A 21,414-nucleotide genomic window follows, 5' to 3' on the forward strand; every position below is an offset into this window, starting at 1 on the left:
TTCCCCTTTAATAGTCAGTCTACCGACGAACGTTGATTCAGGCTTTCCACCAACAGTTATGCTCGTTGTTGTTTGAATATACGTCCTGTTATCACATTTGGTTCGTACAGAATGTAAGATTGGCGACACCAAAGACTTTGCTTTATGGACGGTTTTTTCGTTACAACGGTGAGCGGTGGATATGAATTTTTCAATCACAGCCTTTCTCTACTTAAGCCTAGTCGGGGATTTGCAATTTTGCTTAACAATTATGAATTTATTGTAAAAGTGACATTTGAATCACTCTTTTATTAAGGACGAATTTATGTCGTGAATAGGTGCAATAGAAATCAAATATTTGGCAAAGACAGAAGAGTCTCAGTGATTCGTTGTTCTACATTGAGCAAGGTAAGTGAAAGAGGTAGGAAGAGAGCAAAGTCTTAGATAAGTTTGTGACAGGGTAAATAACAAGGAGAGCGGGCGCTCTCCTCATTCTTAGACGACCATTTTATGCGCTGAAGATTTGCGCTAGTTCGTTTTCACATAAATGATACTGACGAGGGCAGTTACGCCAAGTTTGCAGCATACGGCGGTATTTATCTAGCATCGGCATTTGGCTGTTAAAGTGATGATCTGCCTTGTCAAACTGAGGGTACAAACCTTCAGAATCGATGAGAAAACGTACGTAATGTACTTGTTGCGCTTCTGAAGCAATATCAAATCCCAAGAACTTCAAGCGGCGCTGATCTACGTTGCTGCGATCTTCATCGTCTAGCATGTTGTAAGATTCTTGCATCGCATGATACATCTCCATAACGTCGATGATCTCACGACACTCTGCTTCTGAGAGGCAGCCGAAATCTTTGTTCAACTCTCGCATTTGTAGTTCATAACCACGTTCAACGATCGTTTGTAAGCGTTTGTATTTGGCCGCATTACTTGGATCAAGTTGAGACATAAGGTTGTATTGGTTTGATAGAATCAAACGTTGAGCGTTTGACATTTCCATGGTGACCTCACTAGATATCTAATACATTTTTAATGTGCTTAGGTTAACGCTTAAGACATGAGTGAAACATGATCTCAACACATATTTAATACTAAAAAATGGCAAGAACTGTCACTTTTGACCAGTTTGAAAACACTTATTTATGGTAATGATTGTATATGTAGTCTCGGTCTGAAAATACTCTCAGCCACTCTGGCTTGAATACGGTTAAAACCGCCAGTGCCATACCATTTAATAGACCTTCTGGAAAGGCGAGCAACGGCACAAAAACAAAGTAGTTATGTTGAATGGTTTCCCAATCGTAGTGACCAACTGATAGGTGATAAAAAGAGTTAATGATGAGGTGCAGACTTCCTGTTATCGCGCCATTGAAAAATCCAGCAACGAAGATGAAAACAAAAATGTTTCGTGGCAAGTAGTGGTAACTCAGAAGAAACACTAAGTAACTAATGAAAATCGGAATTAGGGTAGATAGAACTAACGACGTGGGTAAGAGTAGCAAGGACACATCATGTAGTAGGTGGTTGACCAACATAGCGGGAATGCTGAGTAGAAATGCCATGCGCCAACCATACATCATCGTCAGCGTTGTTAGTGCAAGAAAATGAATCTGTAATCCTTCTTTTACACCTGCTTGAGCGGCCCATAAAATACTGAAAAAGAAGAGCGTTGCAAAAACGAGGTGCTGAAATCCTTTCTCTTTTTCCAGTTTGGGCCAAACGACTTTTTTCCAATCTGGTAGGCAGTAGACTACTACTATCCAAATTGAGACAACAAGAGAGCCTAAGTTAAACAAATCCATGTTACTTCCTTCCTATGCGAACATGACGCAATCATTTCTATCGTTCTTTTTATACCTAAATGACCGCAGAGAAACTCACTGATAAGGCTTAGATATAATCAAAAAAATACCAGCAATAAGCTGGTATTTTAAAGAGGTTAGTCTTGCGGTTCACTTAGTATTTTACGTTATCGTTGTATTGAGCAAGAATGGATTGAATTTCATCCATGGTTTCTTTCGGTGGCGGGTTTACGCCTTCGAGTGGGTATTCTAAGCCTAACGCTTCCCACTTATGAGCCCCTAATTTGTGGTAAGGAAGTAACTCGACCTTTTCGATGTTATCCATGTCTTTAATAAATTCACCAAGCATGTGTGCTGCTTCTGGGTCATCTGTGTAACCAGGCACGACGACATAGCGAATCCATGTTTTCTTTCCGATTTTTTGCAAGTAACGAGCAAAGTCCAATGTGCGTCGGTTGGATACACCGATGAGATCTTGGTGCACTTCGTCTTTCATGTGTTTGATGTCAAGCATGACTAAGTCTGTTGCATCCAGTACTTCATCGATAACATCAGTGTGCTTACGAACATAACCGTTAGTATCTAGACATGTATGAATGCCCTCGGCTTTAGCTGCGCGGAAAAAATCACGTACGAATTCCGGTTGAAGCATCGCTTCGCCGCCAGAACAAGTAACGCCACCACCTGATGCATTCATGAAGTGGCGGTAACTTTTCGCTTCGGAAATGATTTCTTCAACCGTGACTTCTTTGCCATCATGCGTGTCCCAAGTATCGCGGTTATGGCAATACTTACAGCGCATTAAACAACCTTGCAAGAAGACGATAAATCGAATACCAGGTCCGTCTACGGTACCACATGACTCAAATGAGTGAATACGACCAGCTGTTGACATCTTTTGCTCTCATTACTAGTAAATTCTAGCTGTTATTTTATTACAAAAAGCAGGGTTAAAACAGCTTTGTCGGTACTAAAGGCAAGGTTATTTGAAGAAAGAAAATAGATGGAGCCAATCTACATAAACGCTTGAACACGAGGTGGTTAATACCTACCCCGAGAACTTGCCGTGTATCTAGATTGACTTCGATGCTGGGATAATCCAGTTTTTAGAAAAAGGCGAACACGGAGAACGAGCCTGTCCCATAAACATCGGTTTGGGCTTCTTCATAATCCGGTGTTTTAATTGTAAAGGTGATGCTTGCACCGTAATTTTGGTTGTACCAAGATACCCCCGCGACGGCACTTGCTTGCCAATTTTGCAGTGTGACGTCGTATGGCGCTGACGGTTCAGGAATGCCAGGACGATCTCCTTCGATAGTCATGTCATTAAAGCGGTAACGACCTTCAAACCCGGTGAACAAGAACCAACTCGACGTGTTCTGAGCGATCATACTTGCTGAGAAAGGGCTTTCGACACTGATATTGGCGGCTCCGATGCTATTCGCTAGGTTTGTACCCCAACGAAACATGACGCCTTGGGAGACATCACTACGGAAGTTACCCGCATTGATGTCGTTAATGTTGGTAATCTCCCATTGTGTTTTTTGTGCTTCGCTGCGCATCAATTTGTTAAATACGCGGTAACCAAGGCTGAACGCAACTTTATCTTCAATCTGGTAATCCCAACCTTGAGGGTCCGTCGATCCTGTTATGCCGTGAACGATTTCTTGCGCCTTTTCTGATAGCGAACTTTCACCCGTAGCTCCTATGGTGAAATTGTACCGTACAGCTTTGTCACTCGTTAGGGAAAGGTAGTTGATTTCGGTGTGTAGGTAACCGGCATATGGGCGATCATTGATTAGTGGATAATCGGCTTCAATGTCGCTTGGAGTCCACATTTTGTGGCCAAGAACCAACTCTATTTTATCGATATTGGCGTGCTCTGAGTTAGCTAGACTCAGCCATTTCCATTGGCTTTCTTGTATCAGTTGGCCTGTCGCGTAAGAAAGGAAAACACCATTCGTATAGTCTTGATCGACGCCAAAAATACCATCGTTGTCGATGGTAAAAGAAACCGTAGACTTAGTGGATGCTATTGCAACTGGAGAAAGAAGGGTAAGAATAATTAATTTACTAAATCTCATAGACTTTATTTGCTAACTTTTTTCGCATCATACGTAAGAATGCGGGCAAAAGTCTTTCGCGATATCACAACTTTCATTCAAGAAATAAAAAAAGGCTGATGCTACTTAGCATCAGCCTTTGTTGTATTACTAGAACGTTATTTCGCTATAGTCTTATAGAGACTCAGTGAATGTACGCGCGATTACGTCAGCTTGTTGCTCTGCAGTTAGAGAGTTGAAGCGAACAGCGTAACCAGATACACGGATTGTTAGCTGAGGGTATTTCTCTGGGTGCTTAACTGCGTCTTCTAGAGTTTCACGGTTAAGAACGTTCACGTTTAGGTGTTGACCACCTTCGATACCCGCTTCGTGGTGGAAGTAACCATCCATCAGACCAGCAAGGTTAGCGCGTTGTGAGCCCTCATCTTTACCTAGTGCGTTAGGTACGATAGAGAATGTGTAAGAGATACCATCTTGTGCGTCAGCAAACGGCAGTTTAGCAACTGAAGTTAGTGATGCTACAGCACCTTTCTCGTCACGACCGTGCATTGGGTTTGCACCTGGAGCAAATGGAGCACCAGCACGACGACCATCAGGCGTGTTACCAGTTTTCTTACCGTAAACCACGTTTGAAGTGATAGTAAGAATTGACTGAGTAGGGATTGCGTCACGGTAAGTCTTAAGCTTACGGATTTTGCCCATAAATACAGAAACAAGTTCACATGCAATGTCATCAACGCGTGGGTCGTTGTTACCGAATTTAGGGTAATCGCCTTCGATTTCGAAGTCGATTGCTAGACCGTCTTCGTCACGAATTGGCTTAACTTTTGCGTATTTAATTGCAGATAGTGAGTCAGCTGCAACAGATAGACCAGCAATACCACAAGCCATAGTACGTTTAACGTCACGGTCGTGTAGAGCCATTAGTGCCGCTTCGTAGCTGTACTTATCGTGCATGAAGTGGATAGCGTTTAGTGCAGTCACATATTGTTTCGCTAGCCAATCCATGAAGTGGTCCATTTTCTCCCACAGTTCATCGTAGTTAAGAACATCGCCTTCGATCTTAGGCATTTGCGGGCCAACTTGGATTTTTAGCTTCTCATCCACACCACCGTTGATGGTGTAAAGCATTGTTTTCGCAAGGTTCGCACGAGCACCGAAGAACTGCATTTGCTTACCAACAACCATTGGAGATACACAACATGCGATCGCGTAGTCGTCAGAGTTCATGTCTGGACGCATTAAGTCGTCATTTTCGTACTGAATAGAAGAAGTATCGATAGATACTTTCGCACAGAACTTCTTGAAGCCTTCAGGTAGTTGCTCAGACCAAAGAACAGTGATGTTTGGCTCTGGAGAAGGACCCATAGTGTATAGTGAGTTTAGGAAACGGAAGTTTGTACGAGTAACTAGCGTACGACCGTCAAGACCCATACCACCCATAGACTCAGTTGCCCAGATAGGGTCGCCAGAGAATAGATCATCGTACTCAGGAGTACGTAGGAAACGAACCATACGTAGTTTCATTACGAAGTGGTCGATCATTTCCTGAGCTTGTTCTTCAGTTAGCTTACCAGCCGCGATATCACGTTCGATGAAGATGTCTAGGAATGTAGAAGTACGACCTAGAGACATAGCCGCACCGTTTTGAGATTTAACAGCAGCTAGGTAACCGAAGTAAGTCCACTGAATAGCTTCTTGCGCAGTTTCAGCAGGACGAGAAATATCACAACCGTATTTTGCAGCCATTTCTTTGATTTGACCTAGAGCACGGTGTTGCTCTGCGATCTCTTCACGAAGCTGCATTGTCATTTGTAGGTCTTCGCCGTTCTCAAAACGCTCTTGTAGAGAAGAGAACTGCGCGAATTTATCCTTCATTAGGAAGTCAATACCGTATAGAGCAACACGACGGTAGTCACCGATGATACGACCACGACCGTATGCATCTGGAAGACCAGTCAGTACGCCAGATTTACGACACGCCATGATTTGAGGAGTGTAGATATCGAAAACGCCTTGGTTGTGAGTTTTACGGTATTCTGTGTAGATTTTTTTAACTTGTGGGTCTAGCTCGCGGTCGTAGGCTTTGCATGAACCTTCAACCATGCGGATACCACCGTTAGGGATGATCGCACGTTTTAGAGGAGCGTCAGTTTGAAGACCTACGATAGTTTCTAGGTCTTTTTCGATGTAGCCTGCATCGTGAGCAGTGATGGTAGAGATAACTGAAGTATCAAAATCAACAGGAGCGTGAGTCGCGTTCTCTTGTTTGATGCCTTCCATTACCTTAGCCCAAAGCTTGTTAGTCGCTTCAGTACCTTCAGAAACTAGGAAAGATTCGTCGCCTTCGTACGGAGTGTAGTTCTTCTGAATGAAATCACGAACGTTTACTTCGTTTTGCCAGTCGCCTGCAGCAAAACCTTCCCAAGCTTTAGCAAATTGCTCTGCCATGACATACCTACCTTTTTAGTAGAAAAAAATACGTACTGCTTCGCCGTTGAGCCAGCTATCCCCAGATAAAAGAGGGGAACAGTACACTCTTATGAATAACAATATTTATAGTCTTAAATTTACGTATTCGATTTACAAAACTATAAATATTGTCACTAGTTTTAACGTTTCTCTTTTTAAGCAACAGTTAGAGGTTAAACTAAAATTTTTTTGCAAACCTTAAACTAAATCAATAAATCCTCAAAAATCTCGATAAAAATGGGGTAGCGACGAGCGCTACCCACAAATTTCTGGACTGCTAGCTTATAGCCAAGCTTGGATGCCATACTGGCCTTCAAGCATACCAACTGCAAGCATAGCAACTAAACAGATAACAAGTACGCTTACTGGGATCACAATCTTGTCTACAAATGATAGGCGAGACGCGCGCTCTTTATCTCCAATTAAACCGTTGTTATCTAAAAGCATAGTTAGTGCCCAAGCTAGAACTGGATTAACAACGGCAGAACCAAAGATACAAATGCCTGCTGCTTGTGAGTCTTTCGAGTCCTTCACCATCTGCATGCCAGCTTCAAGCAGTGGTAGAGATACACCAACGAGAAGAGCAACGCGCATAACTGGAGGCCATACTGCAACGTCCATAGGAAAACCAAGGATTGCAACAATAATACATAGAGAGCCTAGTAAGATGGCACCAGCAGGAATAGGGCGTTTCGCGATTGCAGCAGGGATCATGTAAGTCCCCCAAGATGATGTGATGTTACCACCACCCACTGCAGTACCGACCATTTGGCGAACGGAACACATTGTCATTGTGTCATCAACGTCCATCAGCACTTTCTCACTCTTACGTGGGTAGTTCATCTCTTGGAAGATACGGTGACCCAAGAAGTCAGGTGACCACATTGCTACCGCAAGAATGGCGAATGGTAGAGAAGCGATGAAGTGTTCCATATTAGGAAGACCAAGCATCCAACCTTCTTCTGTTGAACCCCACCAGTAGATTGGATTTAGGTTTGGAAGGCCTGTCTCGGTTACGAATTTAATATCGAAGCCTGCGCCAAGAGCAAGTGCGATTGCAAGCCCAGTGAAGGCACAAACAGGGATCGCTAGCCAGCGTTTGTTCACTTTAGCAAGGAACGCGTATAAGCCAATGGTAACCGCAAGAACAATTAGACCGATGTAACCAATGCTACCAGCGGCAACCGTATCGGATTGCAAACCAACAGCCCAAGCTTGAATAGAGTTAATTTGGCTCATGGTTCCGGTTAAACCTAGGAAAATAAGAAGGCCACCAGCCGTACCTTCAGAGGTGAGGTTAACCAGTTTTGACCCACCTTTTAAGAGGCTCAAAATCAAACCAAACACACCAATGAGAATTGCTAATGCAAGAGGGTGAGCACCAGCAAGAGCGATGGTACCAATAAGAGGGATCATTGGGCCGTGGTTGCCTGCTAGGTTGGCTTTAGGGTTAATAAAACCAGAGGCAAGTACACAGAAAAGAAGTGCAGGGATGAGCATTTCTACACGCGCAACTTCGATAGCAAAGTCCTTGCCTAAGTTTACGTGGTCCCATGCTGCAGTAAGACCTTCAGCCCAAGACATCATTACCGCAGAGTACATTGCGATAATACCGATAGTACCAGCAAGCGCTGGAACAAGGTCTTCAAGCTCAAAGCGGAAGTCACGACCTGGCAAGTTCAAGCCAAAACGACGTGGCTTCATAATTTGTAGTTCGTGGTCTAGATAGTCTGAACGGCTTGCGAACTCAGATGCTGGACGATGAAGCTCACGGTAGCTCTTGGTCTCGATATCTGAATCAGAGTGCGTTTTGTTAACTGCGTCTGACATAGATTCCTCATATATTTAAAAGTTATGAATTCTTCATTCAATTGTGTTAATCCGCATCCTGCGGCACGCTTATGCTAGCTATTGTTAGATTTGTTACACGTCGACACTGTGCCTAAGCATAGCTAATAACTTATTGTGTTGAGGCACAAAAAAAGCCTCATCTTTTGGCAGGAGTCTAGCAAGATAGCCATTTAGGGTGATTGATTTAGATCACTTTAAGAATGGTTGTGAAATAAAACTACAGAAAGTTTCTGGCATGCGAATGAGATGCGGAGATCTTGTGTAATTTCATTACACAAGTTGCATAAAATTAGAACTTTTTGTCCTTTGGCACGAGATGCAGATTAAATGTCAATATTCACGATGATTATATAAAGCTGGCTTTATTCTTGCTTTGGACAGAGCAAAGACAATTTTTTGGCTAATCATTGCCGCTCAGTTTAGGAAAAAGACATGAAACAGCTTAAAGTACTGCCACTAGTGGCAATCATCTCAGGGTTAATGGTCGGTTGCGGCGGCGGTGGCGGCGGTGGCGGTGGTGCAGCGCCGAAAACTGCGTTTACTTTTGGTTTTGCTATACCAGCAACAATGACTGAAAGTGAAGCAACTACGAAAGGTTGTACTGTATATGACCACAAAACTGAGCTGAACGGCGATAAAACGGTTTTAACCTACAGTGCAGCGTCAAAAGAGCAAGTGACCAACTATGTTATCGGTTACTACTCTGATGCCGATGGCAAAAGATCCGGAGACATTATCAAACCTACCACTGATAACTTTAAGTTTTATCTTGAAGATATCCCTGACGGCGGCTTTGTAACGTTTCAAGCAATAGAATTTAACGGCAAAGAAGCTCGCGTAAACACGTTTTCAAAAGAGTTCTTGCAAGATAAGAAACTACGTAATGCTACTTTTGCACTAAACCGAGACTCTTTGAACAAATGCTTTACTGGCGGTAACTTAGCAAGCAATAAGTTTACTAACTTAGATTACCGAAACGCTGAATCAGGTGGCGGAGATTACAACTTTGTCTCGCAAACCGATATTTTCACGTCTCCGAACCCTGATATGTTGCCTACTGATGAACTGATGGGGCTTAAAGGTGAACCAACGGCATTGTTTCAGTATGAATCAGGTTCAAGTGACAAAGCGCTTTACCAGTATGGTATTGGTTCGTGGGGAACTGGTGAGATAGCCTTAGTTAGAGCGGATAATACGTCAAACATTTATTCGTCTTCTGACTATACTTACGACTCGCTCAACATTGGCTTTGTTACTAACGGCTTTGCATATGACGCGTTGAAGCTGGATAAAACGGCCGTTGAATATAATCGCCCTAGTGCAACGAATAAAGAAACTTGGGTATACATGGCGTTCTCAGAGAATCAAGTTAATGGTTGGGAGTCTCTACTTAACGAAACGATCTCTGACGGATGGGATATTGACGTTGATCCGAGTGCTTACTTAAATATTGATAACCTGCCGAACACAAAACCAAGTGTATCAGCGCAAGGAAGTGCAGAGTCCGTGATTGATCTGGACATGGGCTTAACATCGTCTACTGAAGGCTTTACTCGTGTCGCTTACTTTGCAACTTCAGGCGACTATAGAGTCACACATCGCATTTTCACAACAAGTGATAGTGATTCTGTTGTTGTTCCAGAATTGCATTACTACAACTTCCCAACATCGGCCGTTAACGGTTTGAAAGTTTCAGCTTCGGACGATTTTAATCGCACTGCTTTAGTAGTGAATGAAGATAGTAATATTGATTCTAAAGTTTTCATGAGCTTCTTCTCCAATGGTGAAGCGTCAGAGCCTGAACTAGATGAAGACCTAGATGGCATCATTACTTCTGAAAAAGAAGGCTTGGAAAATGAAGTGACATTACGTACTTCAAACTCGTTGGTAGTCAGTCGTTTTAATTAATTCATTGCGACCTCGAATAGGCTTCAATTAACACTTTTGTAAATTTATTAAGCCCCTTTGAAAGGGGCTTTTTTATATTTAATATTCAACTTTTGAAGAATATGTTGCTATATATTGCATATTAATTTGTCTATCGTATCTTTCTATTCGAATTATTTAGGTTAATAATTTGTTGCAAGTTTCAAGGGGCGGTGCTAATTTGTTCCGAATTAGAGAGGGCGGAGTCCCTTAATTGCAGTGACAAAAACACAGGGAGTAGGGCGCATGAATGATGTACCAGCGCTAGATATAAAAGACCTGCACAAAACATTTGGACAAAATGAAGTTTTAAAAGGCATTTCACTTGCCGCGCACAAAGGAGATGTTATCTCCATCATTGGCTCTTCCGGCTCAGGCAAGAGTACCTTTCTCAGATGTATCAACTTGCTAGAAACGCCTACCGCGGGCGAAATTTGGGTAAATGGTGAATTAATCCAAATGAAGAACAACAGAGCAGGTGAATCTGTTCCTGCTAATGAAAAGCAAGTCCAACGTATTCGCTCACGCCTGGCAATGGTTTTCCAAGGTTTCAACCTCTGGTCTCACCTAACCGTACTAGAAAACGTGATTGAGGCGCCTGTTCATGTCTTAGGCGTGCCAAAAGCTCAAGCGATTGAAAATGCAGAAGTCTTGCTTAAGAAAGTAGGCTTGTATGAGCGTAAAGATTATTACCCTGGGCACTTATCTGGTGGTCAGCAGCAACGTGCAGCTATTGCCCGTGCGCTAGCAGTTGACCCAGAGGTGATGTTGTTTGACGAGCCAACTTCTGCGCTTGACCCAGAACTTGTAGGAGAAGTTCTGGGGGTAATGAGAGATTTGGCAGATGAAGGGCGAACTATGCTGGTGGTCACGCACGAAATGGCGTTTGCGCGTGACGTATCAAACCATGTGATGTTTTTACATCAAGGCTTAGTGGAAGAACAGGGAAATCCAGCTAAGCTATTTACAAACCCGGATTCAGAACGATTACAGCAGTTTATCTCATCCATTTACTAATATTTGTTAGGCGGCAGACTATTGCCTCCTAAGCCAACACAACAAACAAAACGAAATAAAATAGCAATCACAGGAGTATGGAAATGAAAAAGTGGTTATTAGCAGCAACGATTGCTGCAACGGCAGTATCAGGTGTTGCCCAAGCGAAAGAATGGAAAACAGTTCGCTTTGGTATCGAAGGTGCTTACCCTCCGTTTAGCTGGACAGAAACTGATGGCTCAATAAAAGGCTTTGACGTAGATATGGCAAATGCACTCTGTGAAGAGATGCAAGTGAAGTGCAAAATCGTCGCTCAAGATTGGGATGGTATTATTCCTTCTCTGCTTGCACGTAAGTACGATGCCATCATCGCAGCAATGTCTATCACTGAAGAGCGCAAGAAAAAAGTCGATTTCACTGGCAAGTACGCACAAATTCCAAATAAATTTATCGCTAAGAAAGGTGCGGGTCTAGATTTTGATAATCTTAAAGATGTCAAAATTGGCGTGCAACGTGCGACGACACATGACAAGTACTTAACTGACAACTACGGCGATGATGTCGAAATTGTGCGTTATGGCTCTTTTGATGAAGCGTATCTTGATCTAGAAAATGGTCGAATTGCTGCCGTTTTAGGTGATGCTTCTGCTCTAGAAGAGGGTGTGATCAACAAAGCAGGTGGCGAAGCTTATGAGTTTGTTGGACCATCGTTAACCGATCCAAAATGGTTTGGCGAAGGTATGGGTATCGCTGTTCGTAAACAAGACAAAGATCTAACGAAGAAACTCGACGCAGCAATTATTTCACTACGTGAGAAAGGTGTTTACCAAGAAATTGCTGGTAAATACTTTAACTACGATGTGTACGGTGAATAAACCGTAATTAAGCGACCGTTGGCTTGTTCCTAGAAGTAGTCAACGGTCGATTTTTTGAGTTTAGGGATTAGGAACTCACCTATGCTAGATTTACAAGGATACGAAGCTTCGATTTTGAAAGGAGCTTTAGTAACAATAGAAGTTGCAGTGCTTTCACTCATTCTCGCCATGGTCTTAGGCATGCTTGGCGCATTAGCTAAGTTAGCGCCTTACAAATGGGCAAGGGCGATTGCCACTCTTTACACCACCGTCATTCGCGGCATTCCAGATTTGGTTCTGATGATGCTAATTTTCTTTGGTGGACAAATACTTTTAAATAACAGCCTTTACTCCATCAACGAAACGCTCAACGAGTGGTTTGCCTCGAGTGATCCAAACCATGAATGGACGTCTTACTTACCTGATTATATTGATGTCAGCCCATTTATTGCTGGTGTACTCACGATTGGTTTTATCTTTGGCGCCTACATGGCGGAGACTTTTCGTGGAGCGATCATGGCGGTGGACAAAGGTGAGCTAGAAGCGGCGAAAGCTTATGGGATGAGTTCTGCTTTATCGTTTAGAAGAATCTTACTGCCTCAGATGATTCGTCATGCATTACCTGGATTTGGTAATAACTGGTTAGTGTTACTTAAGACCACTGCGTTAGTTTCCATTATTGGTCTGGATGACATGGTGAGAATGAGCTCATTGGCAGCAGGTACAACGAAAATGCCGTTCACCTTTTACATGGCTGTCGCGCTCATCTTTCTATTTTTTACCAGCGTTTCGACCGGGCTACTCAAGCTTGTTGAGCGTAAGTTCAGTATTCACGCGAGGTAAGTTATGGACTTTTCTTTGATTATTGAAAGCTTTCCAACTTATCTTCAGGGACTTTGGACAACAGTTTGGTTAGTGGGATTAGCGTTGGTTATTGGCTTGTGTGTCTCTATTCCATTAGCCGTGGCACGCAATAGTACCAATTACGCTCTAAGCTTACCTTCTTGGGGATTCATTTACTTTTTCCGTGGAACGCCGCTATTGGTTCAGCTGTATTTGATTTACTACGGCATGGATCAGTTTTTCCCTGTGAAAGATACCTTATGGGAGAACGCTTGGTTCTGTGCTTTGGTCGCTTTTATTCTGAATACATCGGCTTACACCGCAGAAATTATTCGTGGTGCGATTAATGGTTTGCCGAAAGGTGAGGTGGAAGCTGCGAAAGCCTATGGCATGAGTAAGTTTATGACATACAGACGTATTATCTTGCCGAGTGCATTGCGTCGAGCATTACCAGCTTATTCCAACGAGGTCATATTTATGCTGCACGGAAGTGCAGTCGCGGGCATCGTTACCATCATGGATTTAACTGGTGCTGCGCGTCTAGTTAACTCGCGCTACTATGCACCATTTGAGTCTTTCCTGACGGCGGGGCTGTTCTACATGGCACTGACGTTTATGATTTTGTGGTGTTTCAAAGTGGCAGAGAAGCGTTTCTTAGCTTATCTGCGTCCTTTAAGCTAATTATCAATAGAGGCAATAGCACCGGAGTGGGTGCTATTGCTTTTGATAATTTTGTTATCTTCATTCCTATTTTTCCAGCCGATGTAAAAGACTCTTTCTTATTATTCATTAACTTACATTAACATTCGATAAACTCATTGTTTAGTAAGTAAAAATGAAAAAAACAATTCTATCGTTGGGCATTGCCGCCTTAGCCACAGGATGTGGTGGGGGAGAGGGAGAATCACAACCTAATGCTCAAGTAAAACCAACGCCAGCTCCAGTTCAACAAGCTCTTGAAACTGGTAATGCACTGCTCGTTTCTGACCCGAGCGATTTCATTCGTGAAAGTCGTCAGGTTGTGGAAGCTCACAAGATGCAGTCGAATACGATCAAATCTGCAATTGCGAAAAACCTTTCAGGTCTTTATTGGGATCCAACCCATGATGCCGCGATCTTGGCACCTAAGTATGGCTTCAACGACACCATCTTGATGACCAATAAGGCCATGGTAAGCGGTTACAAAGATCAAGCTATGTCAATTGGCGTTGCCGGGGAAAAGTCTAATGGTCAACGTTACGCACTATTAGGGAGTAACCCATTTAGAACGGCACAACGTTTTCCCGACTCTTCCAACGCAGCGATGACGAAATGGTTAAGTAATCTGGTCACTTGGTTGTCGGGCGGAGTTACTTCAAACGTCGTCATCGCGCAAATGGACCAGTCTTATTACTTTCCGGATGAGCAAGCGACTCGGAATTGGCTGAAAGACAATGTTTCACAAGAGTTGGCGTTTAACGAGGCCAACCTATGCGATGGTTCGAAGCTACTTAGCTGCTTGCAAACCAATACTCCAAACTTATTGATCTTGTCACAGCATCTGCAATCTGGCGACACCAACCAACAAGTACTCGATGCTCTGGCATACGCTGAGCAAGCCCAAATTCCTGTTCTATACCTGCATTGGGATGGAGGACTAACTGAACTTGGCCGAGACATTTTGGAAAAATTCCATGTTGATTATGTGGGAGATAACTATTGGCGTAAGTTAGGCTTGGTTGATTGGGCGCCTTCATCACTCATGAACTTCGTGCCAGACTCTGTTGCTACGCAACAAGCGCTGTTGTCTCGTTTTGAATCTCAAAATTTCAACGTTGACTTGTCAAAGTGTGATGACAAATCCTGCCCTGACACTGCGAATATGGACAGTCAATTTTATGCAGGGGCAAACAGCATTCGCCATTGGTTGCAAAAGCTTGATGAACAAAAAGTAGATTTGTTTAATCAAAACGGCTACCAATACGAAAAACTCATGGTATTGCTGGCTGATCATTATCGTCAAACGGTTGTCTTCCCGATGGACAAACAATCAACCCAAACGACCGAATTCCTAAAGTCGTACTTTGCCGATTACGTGCAATACAACAGCCGAAGCGTAAACCCAAAACAACCAAATATGGGGAACTTCAGCCGTAGTGAGTTTAGCCCTGACATAAAGAGAATCAGTGCAACGATTAATATGGAATCAAAGCGTAACTTCCGTTCGGCTGGTGTGTATGCGCTTCCTGGGGAAACCTTTACGGTTAAACGTAATGACAGCAATGATGTGGCGACTAAGATTGTCATCAACACTTTAAGAAGTGGTGCAACTCATGAGTTCAGCAAAGATGGATACACGCGACCAAAACTGCTGACTTCATTCGGCTATGAAGTGAAGCCGGGTGAAACCATCACGCTGACTTCTCCTTATGGTGGTCCAGTACAGGTTCACTTTGACAAAAATGATGTTCCGGTTGAACTGAAATTTAATCATGTGGCACAGCATCCAGTTTGGAGAAGTGAGAAGGACAACGACGCTTTTATTCAACAGTTAGAAGCCAATTTATTCGATTGGGCTGAGCTGATCACTCCTGGGTTTGAAGTACACTCAAAGCGCGACAAAATGTTGGAGTCGGTCAACGATGAAATGTGGTCTACCCCTTCGGAAATGGCGCTTGCAACAGAAGAATATGTTCACAACTACCCGCATGTGCTGGCAGGTTTCCAAGGGCCGGGCATAGATGAAGTGCCTGAAATTATTCAATACGCCCAAAACCAAGGTTGGGAAATCGCCAATATTGATATAGTGAAGCACATGAACGCTGACCAAGCGACGTGTGGTTATGGTTGTTCGGGTAACCCTTACGATGCTTACTGGTCATTCAGCCCACTCGGTCACGGTGATTTACATGAGCTTGGTCATGGTTTAGAAAAAGGTCGATTCCGATTTTCAGGCTGGGAAGGGCATTCAACGACCAATTACTACTCGTATTACAGTAAGTCTCGTTTCTTCCAGAATACGGGAAAAGTTTCAACTTGCCAAAGCTTGGATTTCAAAGGCCAGTTTGAATTATTGCAAGCTAGCCGAACTCAAGCGGATCCAAACGCATACATGGCTGCGCAAAATCAAACCAGTTGGAGTTGGGGCGCTCGTGTTTACATTCAAATGATGATGGCGGCGCAGCATGAAGGTGTGCTTAAAAATGGTTGGCATTTATTGGCGCGCTTGCACCTGATTGAACGTGAGTTTAACCGCTTAAAATCGGACGACGCGCTTTGGGATGAGAGACGATTGAGCATTGGTTTTGCCAACTACTCTCGGGAAGAAGCAAATAGCATCTCGAACAACGACTGGTTGCTTATTGCTCTGAGCTACATCTCTCAGCGAGATATGACTAGCTATCTCGATATGTGGGGGTTCTCGTTCACAGAAAAAGCGAAACAGCAGGTTGTGGCGCTGAATCTACCGCCGATGCCGCTCACTTACTTTGCAAGTAGTAATACAGGCTACTGTCTGAACGAATTTGCTCAAACACCGATAACTATTGATGGTCAAACGGTTTGGCCGCTGAATCAGTGATTAACTGGTAATTTGTATGAAAAGGGAGACTGAGTCTCCCTTTTTATTGGACTAAGCTTAGCGTTGAGTCTCGCTTATAGCTTTGCAATATATTACTTAAATGTTGACCAGATTGGTGCGTGATCTGAAGGCTTCTCGATACCACGAAGCTCATAGTCGATACCAGATTCAATACACTTTTCCGCTAGAGAAGGGGTTGCCAAAATGACATCAATTCGTAGGCCACGGTTATCATCAAAACCGCGAGAACGGTAGTCAAACCACGAAAATTGATCGTTCACCTCTGGGTATAGCTTACGGAAGGTGTCCACAAAGCCCCAGTCTAGTAAGGTTTTCAACCATTCGCGTTCTTCAGGTTGGAATGAACATTTACCTGTTTTTAGCCAACGTTTACGGTTTGGCTCGCCGATACCGATATCTGCATCAATAGGGCTGATGTTGATGTCACCCATAACAATCAATTGCTCGTCGTTATTGTGATGATCGTTTAGGTAGGTCATCAGATCTTTATAGAATTGGCGCTTGTATGGGAATTTGGTTTCGTGGCTGATGTTATCCCCTTGAGGGAAATAGCCGTTTAGCACAGTTACCTTTTCGCCGTTTTCATTTAAAAACGTTGCCATGATCATGCGCTTTTGATGTTCCTCGTTATCCGTCGGGAACCCTTTTTGTACGTGTAGAGGCTCTTGCTTACAAAGCATTGCTACGCCGTAATGTGCTTTTTGACCATGAAAATACACTTTGTAGCCCATGGCTTCGACAGCTTCAATCGGGAATGCTTCATCGTGAACTTTAATTTCCTGAAGACCAATCACATCAGGTTGGTGTTTGTCGATTAGCGCTTGGAGTTGGTGCAGTCGCGCACGTAGTCCATTGATGTTAAAGCTGATTACTTTCATTATTTATCCTTTTGGGGCGTACTTTTTATGAATAGTATCATTGTGTAAGAGCACTGAAAATGAGTCTCGGTGAAAGGAGTGAAACGCTCTGAGCTACTTTGCTTTTAATTTGTTTTCTAAGTCGTTTTGCACGATCTTTAAAGCGTTAAGCGCAACTTCTGGATCTATCTCATTGCTCTCAAGCAAATAGATTAAATCGACAGCCAGTTTGATCTCTTCAGGTGCGTCATCTAAAGGCGAGGTTGGTTGATCAGCCATTATTGATGTTTTTCCCTATGTGTAATTTGGTTCTCTAGCTTAAGAAGTGCTGCTTCACAACGCGCTAAACGTTGCTCGGTTGCTAGTAATACTTTTTGAGCGTCGGCACGCATAAAACTAGGAGCGCTTTCGACAGCACGTTCTTTTTCTAACACCATCTCGCGCAAGCGTCTTGCCCACTCTTGATGTTGAGCGAGCTCCTGATAAAGCACGTTGATAGGCTTACGGAAATGGCTGCTATGTTTGATTTCATTCTTACGAATTTTAGTGGTAGAAATCTCGCGTTGAATCGCACCGATTTGCGCCACTAACTGTTCAGTGAGGTACTCAGCACGCAAAGCGGTGAGCTTACCTTCATTTTGCTCACGCACAATCGCATCCAGCGTGGCTTTTGCTTCTTTTACGCAAGGAGTAAGTAAGCGAGAGCGGCAACCAAATAAGCGCTCATCAAAAAGCGGAACATGATGTTCGCCTCTTTGACGGTCAAGAACAGCGGCTTGCTTCGCCATTTGTTCTAGATTTTCCTGGAGTTGAGAAATGTTCATGACAAACCTACAAACCATGCGTCATAAGCCAATTTAATGGCTAGTATGCTGACGACAGTAACAAATACAGGACGAATGAATTTAGAACCAAATCTAATAGCGGAGTGCGCGCCAACAAAAGCACCAGCCATTAAACATACTCCCATTGTTAAGCCTAGCACCCAGTTGATATGTCCGAGGAATGCAAAAGTGATCAAAGAGGTAAAGTTACTGGTAAAGTTCATTGCTTTTGCTAAGCCAGAGGCGAGCAAGATATTCAGCCGGTACAGCGCCATTGAACTTACTGTCCAAAAAGCCCCAGTTCCAGGCCCTGCGAGTCCGTCGTAGAATCCGATTGATAAGCCTTGTATGTACTGTTTTTTATGAAGTTTGGGGCAAGGCTCGGGTATTGGACTTTGATGAGCAGAGTGGGGCGTTTTATGAAAAACGGTATACAACGCTGCCGCCAAAATAACAAGCGGCAATCCTTTTTCCAGCCAATCTGTACTAATCGCATCTACAAATAGCGTACCTAATGTCGCTCCGACGAGTGTCGCCACGAATGCACGCCGCCAGCATTGAGGCTTGAATAGACGTTTTTTGTAGTACGTAAATGCTGCAGTAGAAGAAGCAAAGGTAGCGGCAAGTTTATTGGTGCCTAGTGCAATATGAGGCGGCAAGCCTAGCGAAAGTAGAGCAGGTACGGTAAGCATGCCACCACCACCGGCAACTGCATCAATAAATCCTGCGACAAAAGCGACAAGCGCCAACACCAACAGCATGGTTGGCTCAATCATTTCCATAAATGGTGATTCTTCTAATATTCTATTTTACGTTTAAATGGAGGTAGTGAGTCGATTAAGGCTTGTCCGTATCGCTTAGTGACTAGGCGTCGATCAAGAATCGTTACTCTACCAGAATCTCTCTCTTTACGCAGTAAGCGACCTACGCTCTGGATCAGCTTTTTGCTTGCGTCAGGTACAGTTATTTGCATAAACGGGTTTCCTCCTTTTTTCTCGATGTATTCGGAATGAGCCTGCTCAACAGGGGAGGTTGGAACGCCAAATGGAATTTTTGTAATCACCAAGTTTTCAAGTAATTCGCCAGGTAAGTCTAGCCCCTCAGAGAAACTACCAGTACCAAATAAGACGCTGGTTTTATTTGATTCTATTAACTTTTTATGTTTTTTTAGAATTTCTTGACGTGAGCTTTCACCTTGAACTTGCAACGCCCAGCCTTTTTTTATGAACTCCGAAGAGAGTGCCTTCGCGACTTGGTTCATCTGCCAATAGGATGAGAATAATACTAAGTTGGCTTTCTTGTCTTCCAAGTACTTAGGCAATATCTCGATAAGATATTCAGTAAATTGAGGCGCTGGTGGTTCATATTTCATCGCAGGGATGAGCAATTCTGCCTGGTTTTGGTAATCGAATGGTGACGCAAGCGCTAAAAACTGAGTGCCTGATTCTGGTTTTCCATCAATACCAACCTGATGGCAAAAGTAATGGAAAGAGTTTAATGCACGCATCGTTGCGGAAACCAAAATGGCGCCAATACATCTGCTCCAAATCTGTTGGTCGAGTTGCCATCCAATTTCAAGTGGCGAAACACTCACAATGAAATCACCCTCGCGATCGGGGTGGGTTTCTAACCAGCGAGCTAAAGGCGCACCTTTTTCACGAGTTGGTTCAGCCATTAAATGCCATACTTGCGCTAGGTTTTCTAACCTTTGAATGTAGAAACCGAGCTCTGCAAGCGCTGGTTCAGCCAACCTTGTCGCAAGCTCCCCGTCCTTTACTCTTTCCGCAATAAGGTCGGCAATTTTTGCCACACTCTGATTTGCTTTTTTACTGAACTGTTTTAGTTCTTTGGATTGGTTCTCTAGCCATTCTGGTAGTTCACCGTGTTCGAAGCGGTAGATACCCTCTTCAAATTGAGCCGGGTCGAACTGTTTGGGCAATTGAGTCAGTGCCGGTATCAAGTTCTGAACCGCGTCTTGAAGGTCGTTGCGAAATCGAGCTACGCGTTTCTCGTCTGCGAGTGATGAAAACTTACTAATCGACTGATTTAACTTCTCAAGCCATGCTGCCGCACCTTTTAAACTCGCAGATGCTGAAGCATGGTCACGAGCGACGTGAGGTAAGTGATGTGCCTCGTCGAAGACGTATATCGTATTTTCTGGCTCAGGTAAAATCACGCCGCCACCTAAATCTGCGTCTGCCATGACGAGAGAGTGGTTAGCAATGATGACATCGTTTTTATCCAACTCTGAGCGCGCTTTTTGGAATGGGCAGCCGCGGTGGCCTGGTAAACTGTTATTGCAACTGTGTTTATCACTGACAATCAGTTGCCAAAGCTTATCGTCGATGGGTTTAGGCCAAGAATCACGGTCACCGTCCCATTTACCTTGCGCAAGAGAGCGATGCATTGTTTCTAACAGCTCTATATCTTTTTGCTTAGGTTTGGTTTCAAACATGGCTAACTGGCCACCATCAGCACCGCTAGCAGTAGCGAGCTTTTCTGCACAACAATAGCGTTGACGGCCTTTTGCCAAAATAAAAGAAAACTCTCGGTCGGTAATCCGACGAAAAAGAGGGAGGTCTTTATTTATGAGCTGCTCTTGCAGAGCGACGGTCGCCGTTGAGATAACCACTTTTCTATTGTTATGTACAGCCACGGGAATGGTCGCCATTAGATAGGAGAGCGATTTACCAATTCCAGTCCCTGCTTCTGCAACGAGTATTCGGTTAGATTTGTGATACTGACCGCACAGCGTTTTTGCAATCTCTGCAACAAGGTAGTTTTGTGCTCTTCTAGGCACAAAGTTATCAAGTTGATCTTGAAGGTTTTGATAGCTATTACGAATCGATTTTTGAATGTTACTGGTCAGCATACGGGCCTCAAATGCGTTGGAGGCGAATAGTAGCACACATCACTAGTTGTACAGTAGTTCACAAAACGGAATGCTTTTATAAGGAATGTAGATCTCCTTCACAAAAAAATATTGAACCTTATCTTAATGAAATTAATTTCATTATATGAAAAATATAAAACTCCAACTTTGTCTGATTTGTAGGTTTTTATTCTTTTTTTTGTTTTTTTAAATTTACTTATTGGATTAAAAAACCATTTGTTAATAATTTTGTAAATTACAAATAATAATGGAGATTGGTTAGATGTTCGTCGAATAAATAAAGGTAATCTTATCAAGTTGTTGTTTTGTAATGGTATTTTGTTTTTTTTACATTGGTATTTAGAAAATTTGACAGCCAGAATAATCTTTTGCACTCTTAGCTCCAGATTTTGAGGAGGTGCTGTATAACGTTTTGTTAACGCTCTACCTCAAACATATAAAAAAAGGGAACCGGACAAGGATATC

General features: G+C 43.3%; 17 protein-coding genes. 6 read left to right on the forward strand and 11 right to left on the reverse strand.

Annotation, left to right across the window (positions count from 1 at the left end; translation table 11 throughout):
• Nucleotides 1-487: 487 nt before the first annotated feature.
• The 6 genes from R7Q48_RS09030 to R7Q48_RS09055 form a co-directional block, all read right to left on the reverse strand.
• Nucleotides 488-988 (reverse strand): YfbU family protein, encoded by a 501-nt coding sequence (locus R7Q48_RS09030; protein WP_005378446.1) that lies wholly within the window; start codon nt 986-988, stop codon nt 488-490.
• A gap of 136 nt (nt 989-1,124) precedes the next feature.
• The gene (locus R7Q48_RS09035; protein ID WP_256902824.1) at nt 1,125-1,790 is read right to left on the reverse strand and encodes an energy-coupling factor ABC transporter permease; all 666 of its coding nucleotides are present in this window, start codon (nt 1,788-1,790) and stop codon (nt 1,125-1,127) included.
• A gap of 154 nt (nt 1,791-1,944) precedes the next feature.
• A complete protein-coding gene (pflA, locus tag R7Q48_RS09040) occupies nt 1,945-2,685 on the reverse strand; it encodes a pyruvate formate lyase 1-activating protein (RefSeq protein ID WP_005378444.1) in 741 nt (246 codons plus the stop codon).
• A gap of 211 nt (nt 2,686-2,896) precedes the next feature.
• A complete protein-coding gene (locus tag R7Q48_RS09045; protein WP_256902825.1) occupies nt 2,897-3,874 on the reverse strand; it encodes a lipid A deacylase LpxR family protein in 978 nt (325 codons plus the stop codon).
• 153 nt (nt 3,875-4,027) lie between these two features.
• Nucleotides 4,028-6,304, reverse strand: coding sequence for a formate C-acetyltransferase (gene pflB / locus R7Q48_RS09050; protein WP_005378442.1), 2,277 nt, complete (start codon nt 6,302-6,304; stop codon nt 4,028-4,030).
• A 303-nt stretch (nt 6,305-6,607) separates the two neighbouring features.
• Nucleotides 6,608-8,155: a DUF3360 family protein gene (locus tag R7Q48_RS09055; RefSeq protein WP_256902826.1), complete on the reverse strand. Its 1,548-nt coding sequence runs from the start codon at nt 8,153-8,155 to the stop codon at nt 6,608-6,610.
• A 453-nt stretch (nt 8,156-8,608) separates the two neighbouring features.
• Between R7Q48_RS09055 and R7Q48_RS09060 the strand changes: the two genes are divergently transcribed.
• From R7Q48_RS09060 to R7Q48_RS09085, 6 genes are all read left to right on the forward strand, one after another.
• Nucleotides 8,609-10,084, forward strand: a complete 1,476-nt coding sequence (locus R7Q48_RS09060) for a 54K polar flagellar sheath protein A (RefSeq protein ID WP_256902827.1) — start codon at nt 8,609-8,611, stop codon at nt 10,082-10,084.
• Nucleotides 10,085-10,348: 264 nt separating this feature from the next.
• Nucleotides 10,349-11,119 (forward strand): ABC transporter ATP-binding protein, encoded by a 771-nt coding sequence (locus R7Q48_RS09065; protein ID WP_005378438.1) that lies wholly within the window; start codon nt 10,349-10,351, stop codon nt 11,117-11,119.
• A gap of 83 nt (nt 11,120-11,202) precedes the next feature.
• Nucleotides 11,203-11,973 carry an ABC transporter substrate-binding protein gene (locus tag R7Q48_RS09070; RefSeq protein WP_005378437.1) on the forward strand — a complete coding sequence of 257 codons (771 nt, stop codon included), beginning with the start codon at nt 11,203-11,205 and terminating at the stop codon, nt 11,971-11,973.
• 81 nt (nt 11,974-12,054) lie between these two features.
• Entirely contained in the window at nt 12,055-12,795 is a 741-nt protein-coding gene (locus R7Q48_RS09075) for an ABC transporter permease (protein WP_005378436.1), read from the forward strand.
• Nucleotides 12,796-12,798: 3 nt separating this feature from the next.
• A complete protein-coding gene (locus R7Q48_RS09080; protein WP_005378435.1) occupies nt 12,799-13,476 on the forward strand; it encodes an ABC transporter permease in 678 nt (225 codons plus the stop codon).
• Nucleotides 13,477-13,630: 154 nt separating this feature from the next.
• Nucleotides 13,631-16,354 (forward strand): ImpA family metalloprotease, encoded by a 2,724-nt coding sequence (locus R7Q48_RS09085; protein WP_256902828.1) that lies wholly within the window; start codon nt 13,631-13,633, stop codon nt 16,352-16,354.
• Nucleotides 16,355-16,446: 92 nt separating this feature from the next.
• Here the strand turns inward: R7Q48_RS09085 and xthA are convergent, their stop codons facing one another.
• The 5 genes from xthA to dinG all read right to left on the reverse strand — a co-directional run bounded on the left by xthA (nt 16,447) and on the right by dinG (nt 20,928).
• A complete protein-coding gene (gene xthA / locus R7Q48_RS09090; protein ID WP_005378433.1) occupies nt 16,447-17,253 on the reverse strand; it encodes an exodeoxyribonuclease III in 807 nt (268 codons plus the stop codon).
• Between the two features lie 93 nt (nt 17,254-17,346).
• A complete protein-coding gene (gene rsmS, locus R7Q48_RS09095; protein WP_005378432.1) occupies nt 17,347-17,511 on the reverse strand; it encodes a pleiotropic regulatory protein RsmS in 165 nt (54 codons plus the stop codon).
• Nucleotides 17,511-18,056 carry a primosomal replication protein gene (locus R7Q48_RS09100; RefSeq protein ID WP_318132261.1) on the reverse strand — a complete coding sequence of 182 codons (546 nt, stop codon included), beginning with the start codon at nt 18,054-18,056 and terminating at the stop codon, nt 17,511-17,513. Before R7Q48_RS09100 ends, rsmS begins: the two co-directional genes overlap by 1 nt.
• The gene (locus R7Q48_RS09105) at nt 18,053-18,838 is read right to left on the reverse strand and encodes a sulfite exporter TauE/SafE family protein (RefSeq protein WP_138940022.1); all 786 of its coding nucleotides are present in this window, start codon (nt 18,836-18,838) and stop codon (nt 18,053-18,055) included. The genes R7Q48_RS09100 and R7Q48_RS09105 overlap by 4 nt, the downstream gene beginning before the upstream one ends.
• A gap of 14 nt (nt 18,839-18,852) precedes the next feature.
• Nucleotides 18,853-20,928, reverse strand: a complete 2,076-nt coding sequence (dinG, locus tag R7Q48_RS09110) for an ATP-dependent DNA helicase DinG (RefSeq protein WP_017634733.1) — start codon at nt 20,926-20,928, stop codon at nt 18,853-18,855.
• Between the last annotated feature and the right edge of the window lie 486 nt (nt 20,929-21,414).

Source organism: Vibrio sp. 378, from assembly GCF_033339435.1.

Excerpts from the sequence above, each read along its gene's own strand:
- R7Q48_RS09030 (WP_005378446.1), bottom strand. The coding sequence starts at position 988 with ATGGAAATGTCAAACGCTCAACGTTTGATTCTATCAAACCAATACAAC.
- R7Q48_RS09035 (WP_256902824.1), bottom strand. The coding sequence starts at position 1,790 with ATGGATTTGTTTAACTTAGGCTCTCTTGTTGTCTCAATTTGGATAGTA.
- pflA (WP_005378444.1), bottom strand. The coding sequence starts at position 2,685 with ATGTCAACAGCTGGTCGTATTCACTCATTTGAGTCATGTGGTACCGTA.
- R7Q48_RS09045 (WP_256902825.1), bottom strand. The coding sequence starts at position 3,874 with ATGAGATTTAGTAAATTAATTATTCTTACCCTTCTTTCTCCAGTTGCA.
- pflB (WP_005378442.1), bottom strand. The coding sequence starts at position 6,304 with ATGGCAGAGCAATTTGCTAAAGCTTGGGAAGGTTTTGCTGCAGGCGAC.
- R7Q48_RS09055 (WP_256902826.1), bottom strand. The coding sequence starts at position 8,155 with ATGTCAGACGCAGTTAACAAAACGCACTCTGATTCAGATATCGAGACC.
- R7Q48_RS09060 (WP_256902827.1), top strand. The coding sequence starts at position 8,609 with ATGAAACAGCTTAAAGTACTGCCACTAGTGGCAATCATCTCAGGGTTA.
- R7Q48_RS09065 (WP_005378438.1), top strand. The coding sequence starts at position 10,349 with ATGAATGATGTACCAGCGCTAGATATAAAAGACCTGCACAAAACATTT.
- R7Q48_RS09070 (WP_005378437.1), top strand. The coding sequence starts at position 11,203 with ATGAAAAAGTGGTTATTAGCAGCAACGATTGCTGCAACGGCAGTATCA.
- R7Q48_RS09075 (WP_005378436.1), top strand. The coding sequence starts at position 12,055 with ATGCTAGATTTACAAGGATACGAAGCTTCGATTTTGAAAGGAGCTTTA.
- R7Q48_RS09080 (WP_005378435.1), top strand. The coding sequence starts at position 12,799 with ATGGACTTTTCTTTGATTATTGAAAGCTTTCCAACTTATCTTCAGGGA.
- R7Q48_RS09085 (WP_256902828.1), top strand. The coding sequence starts at position 13,631 with ATGAAAAAAACAATTCTATCGTTGGGCATTGCCGCCTTAGCCACAGGA.
- xthA (WP_005378433.1), bottom strand. The coding sequence starts at position 17,253 with ATGAAAGTAATCAGCTTTAACATCAATGGACTACGTGCGCGACTGCAC.
- rsmS (WP_005378432.1), bottom strand. The coding sequence starts at position 17,511 with ATGGCTGATCAACCAACCTCGCCTTTAGATGACGCACCTGAAGAGATC.
- R7Q48_RS09100 (WP_318132261.1), bottom strand. The coding sequence starts at position 18,056 with ATGAACATTTCTCAACTCCAGGAAAATCTAGAACAAATGGCGAAGCAA.
- R7Q48_RS09105 (WP_138940022.1), bottom strand. The coding sequence starts at position 18,838 with ATGGAAATGATTGAGCCAACCATGCTGTTGGTGTTGGCGCTTGTCGCT.
- dinG (WP_017634733.1), bottom strand. The coding sequence starts at position 20,928 with ATGCTGACCAGTAACATTCAAAAATCGATTCGTAATAGCTATCAAAAC.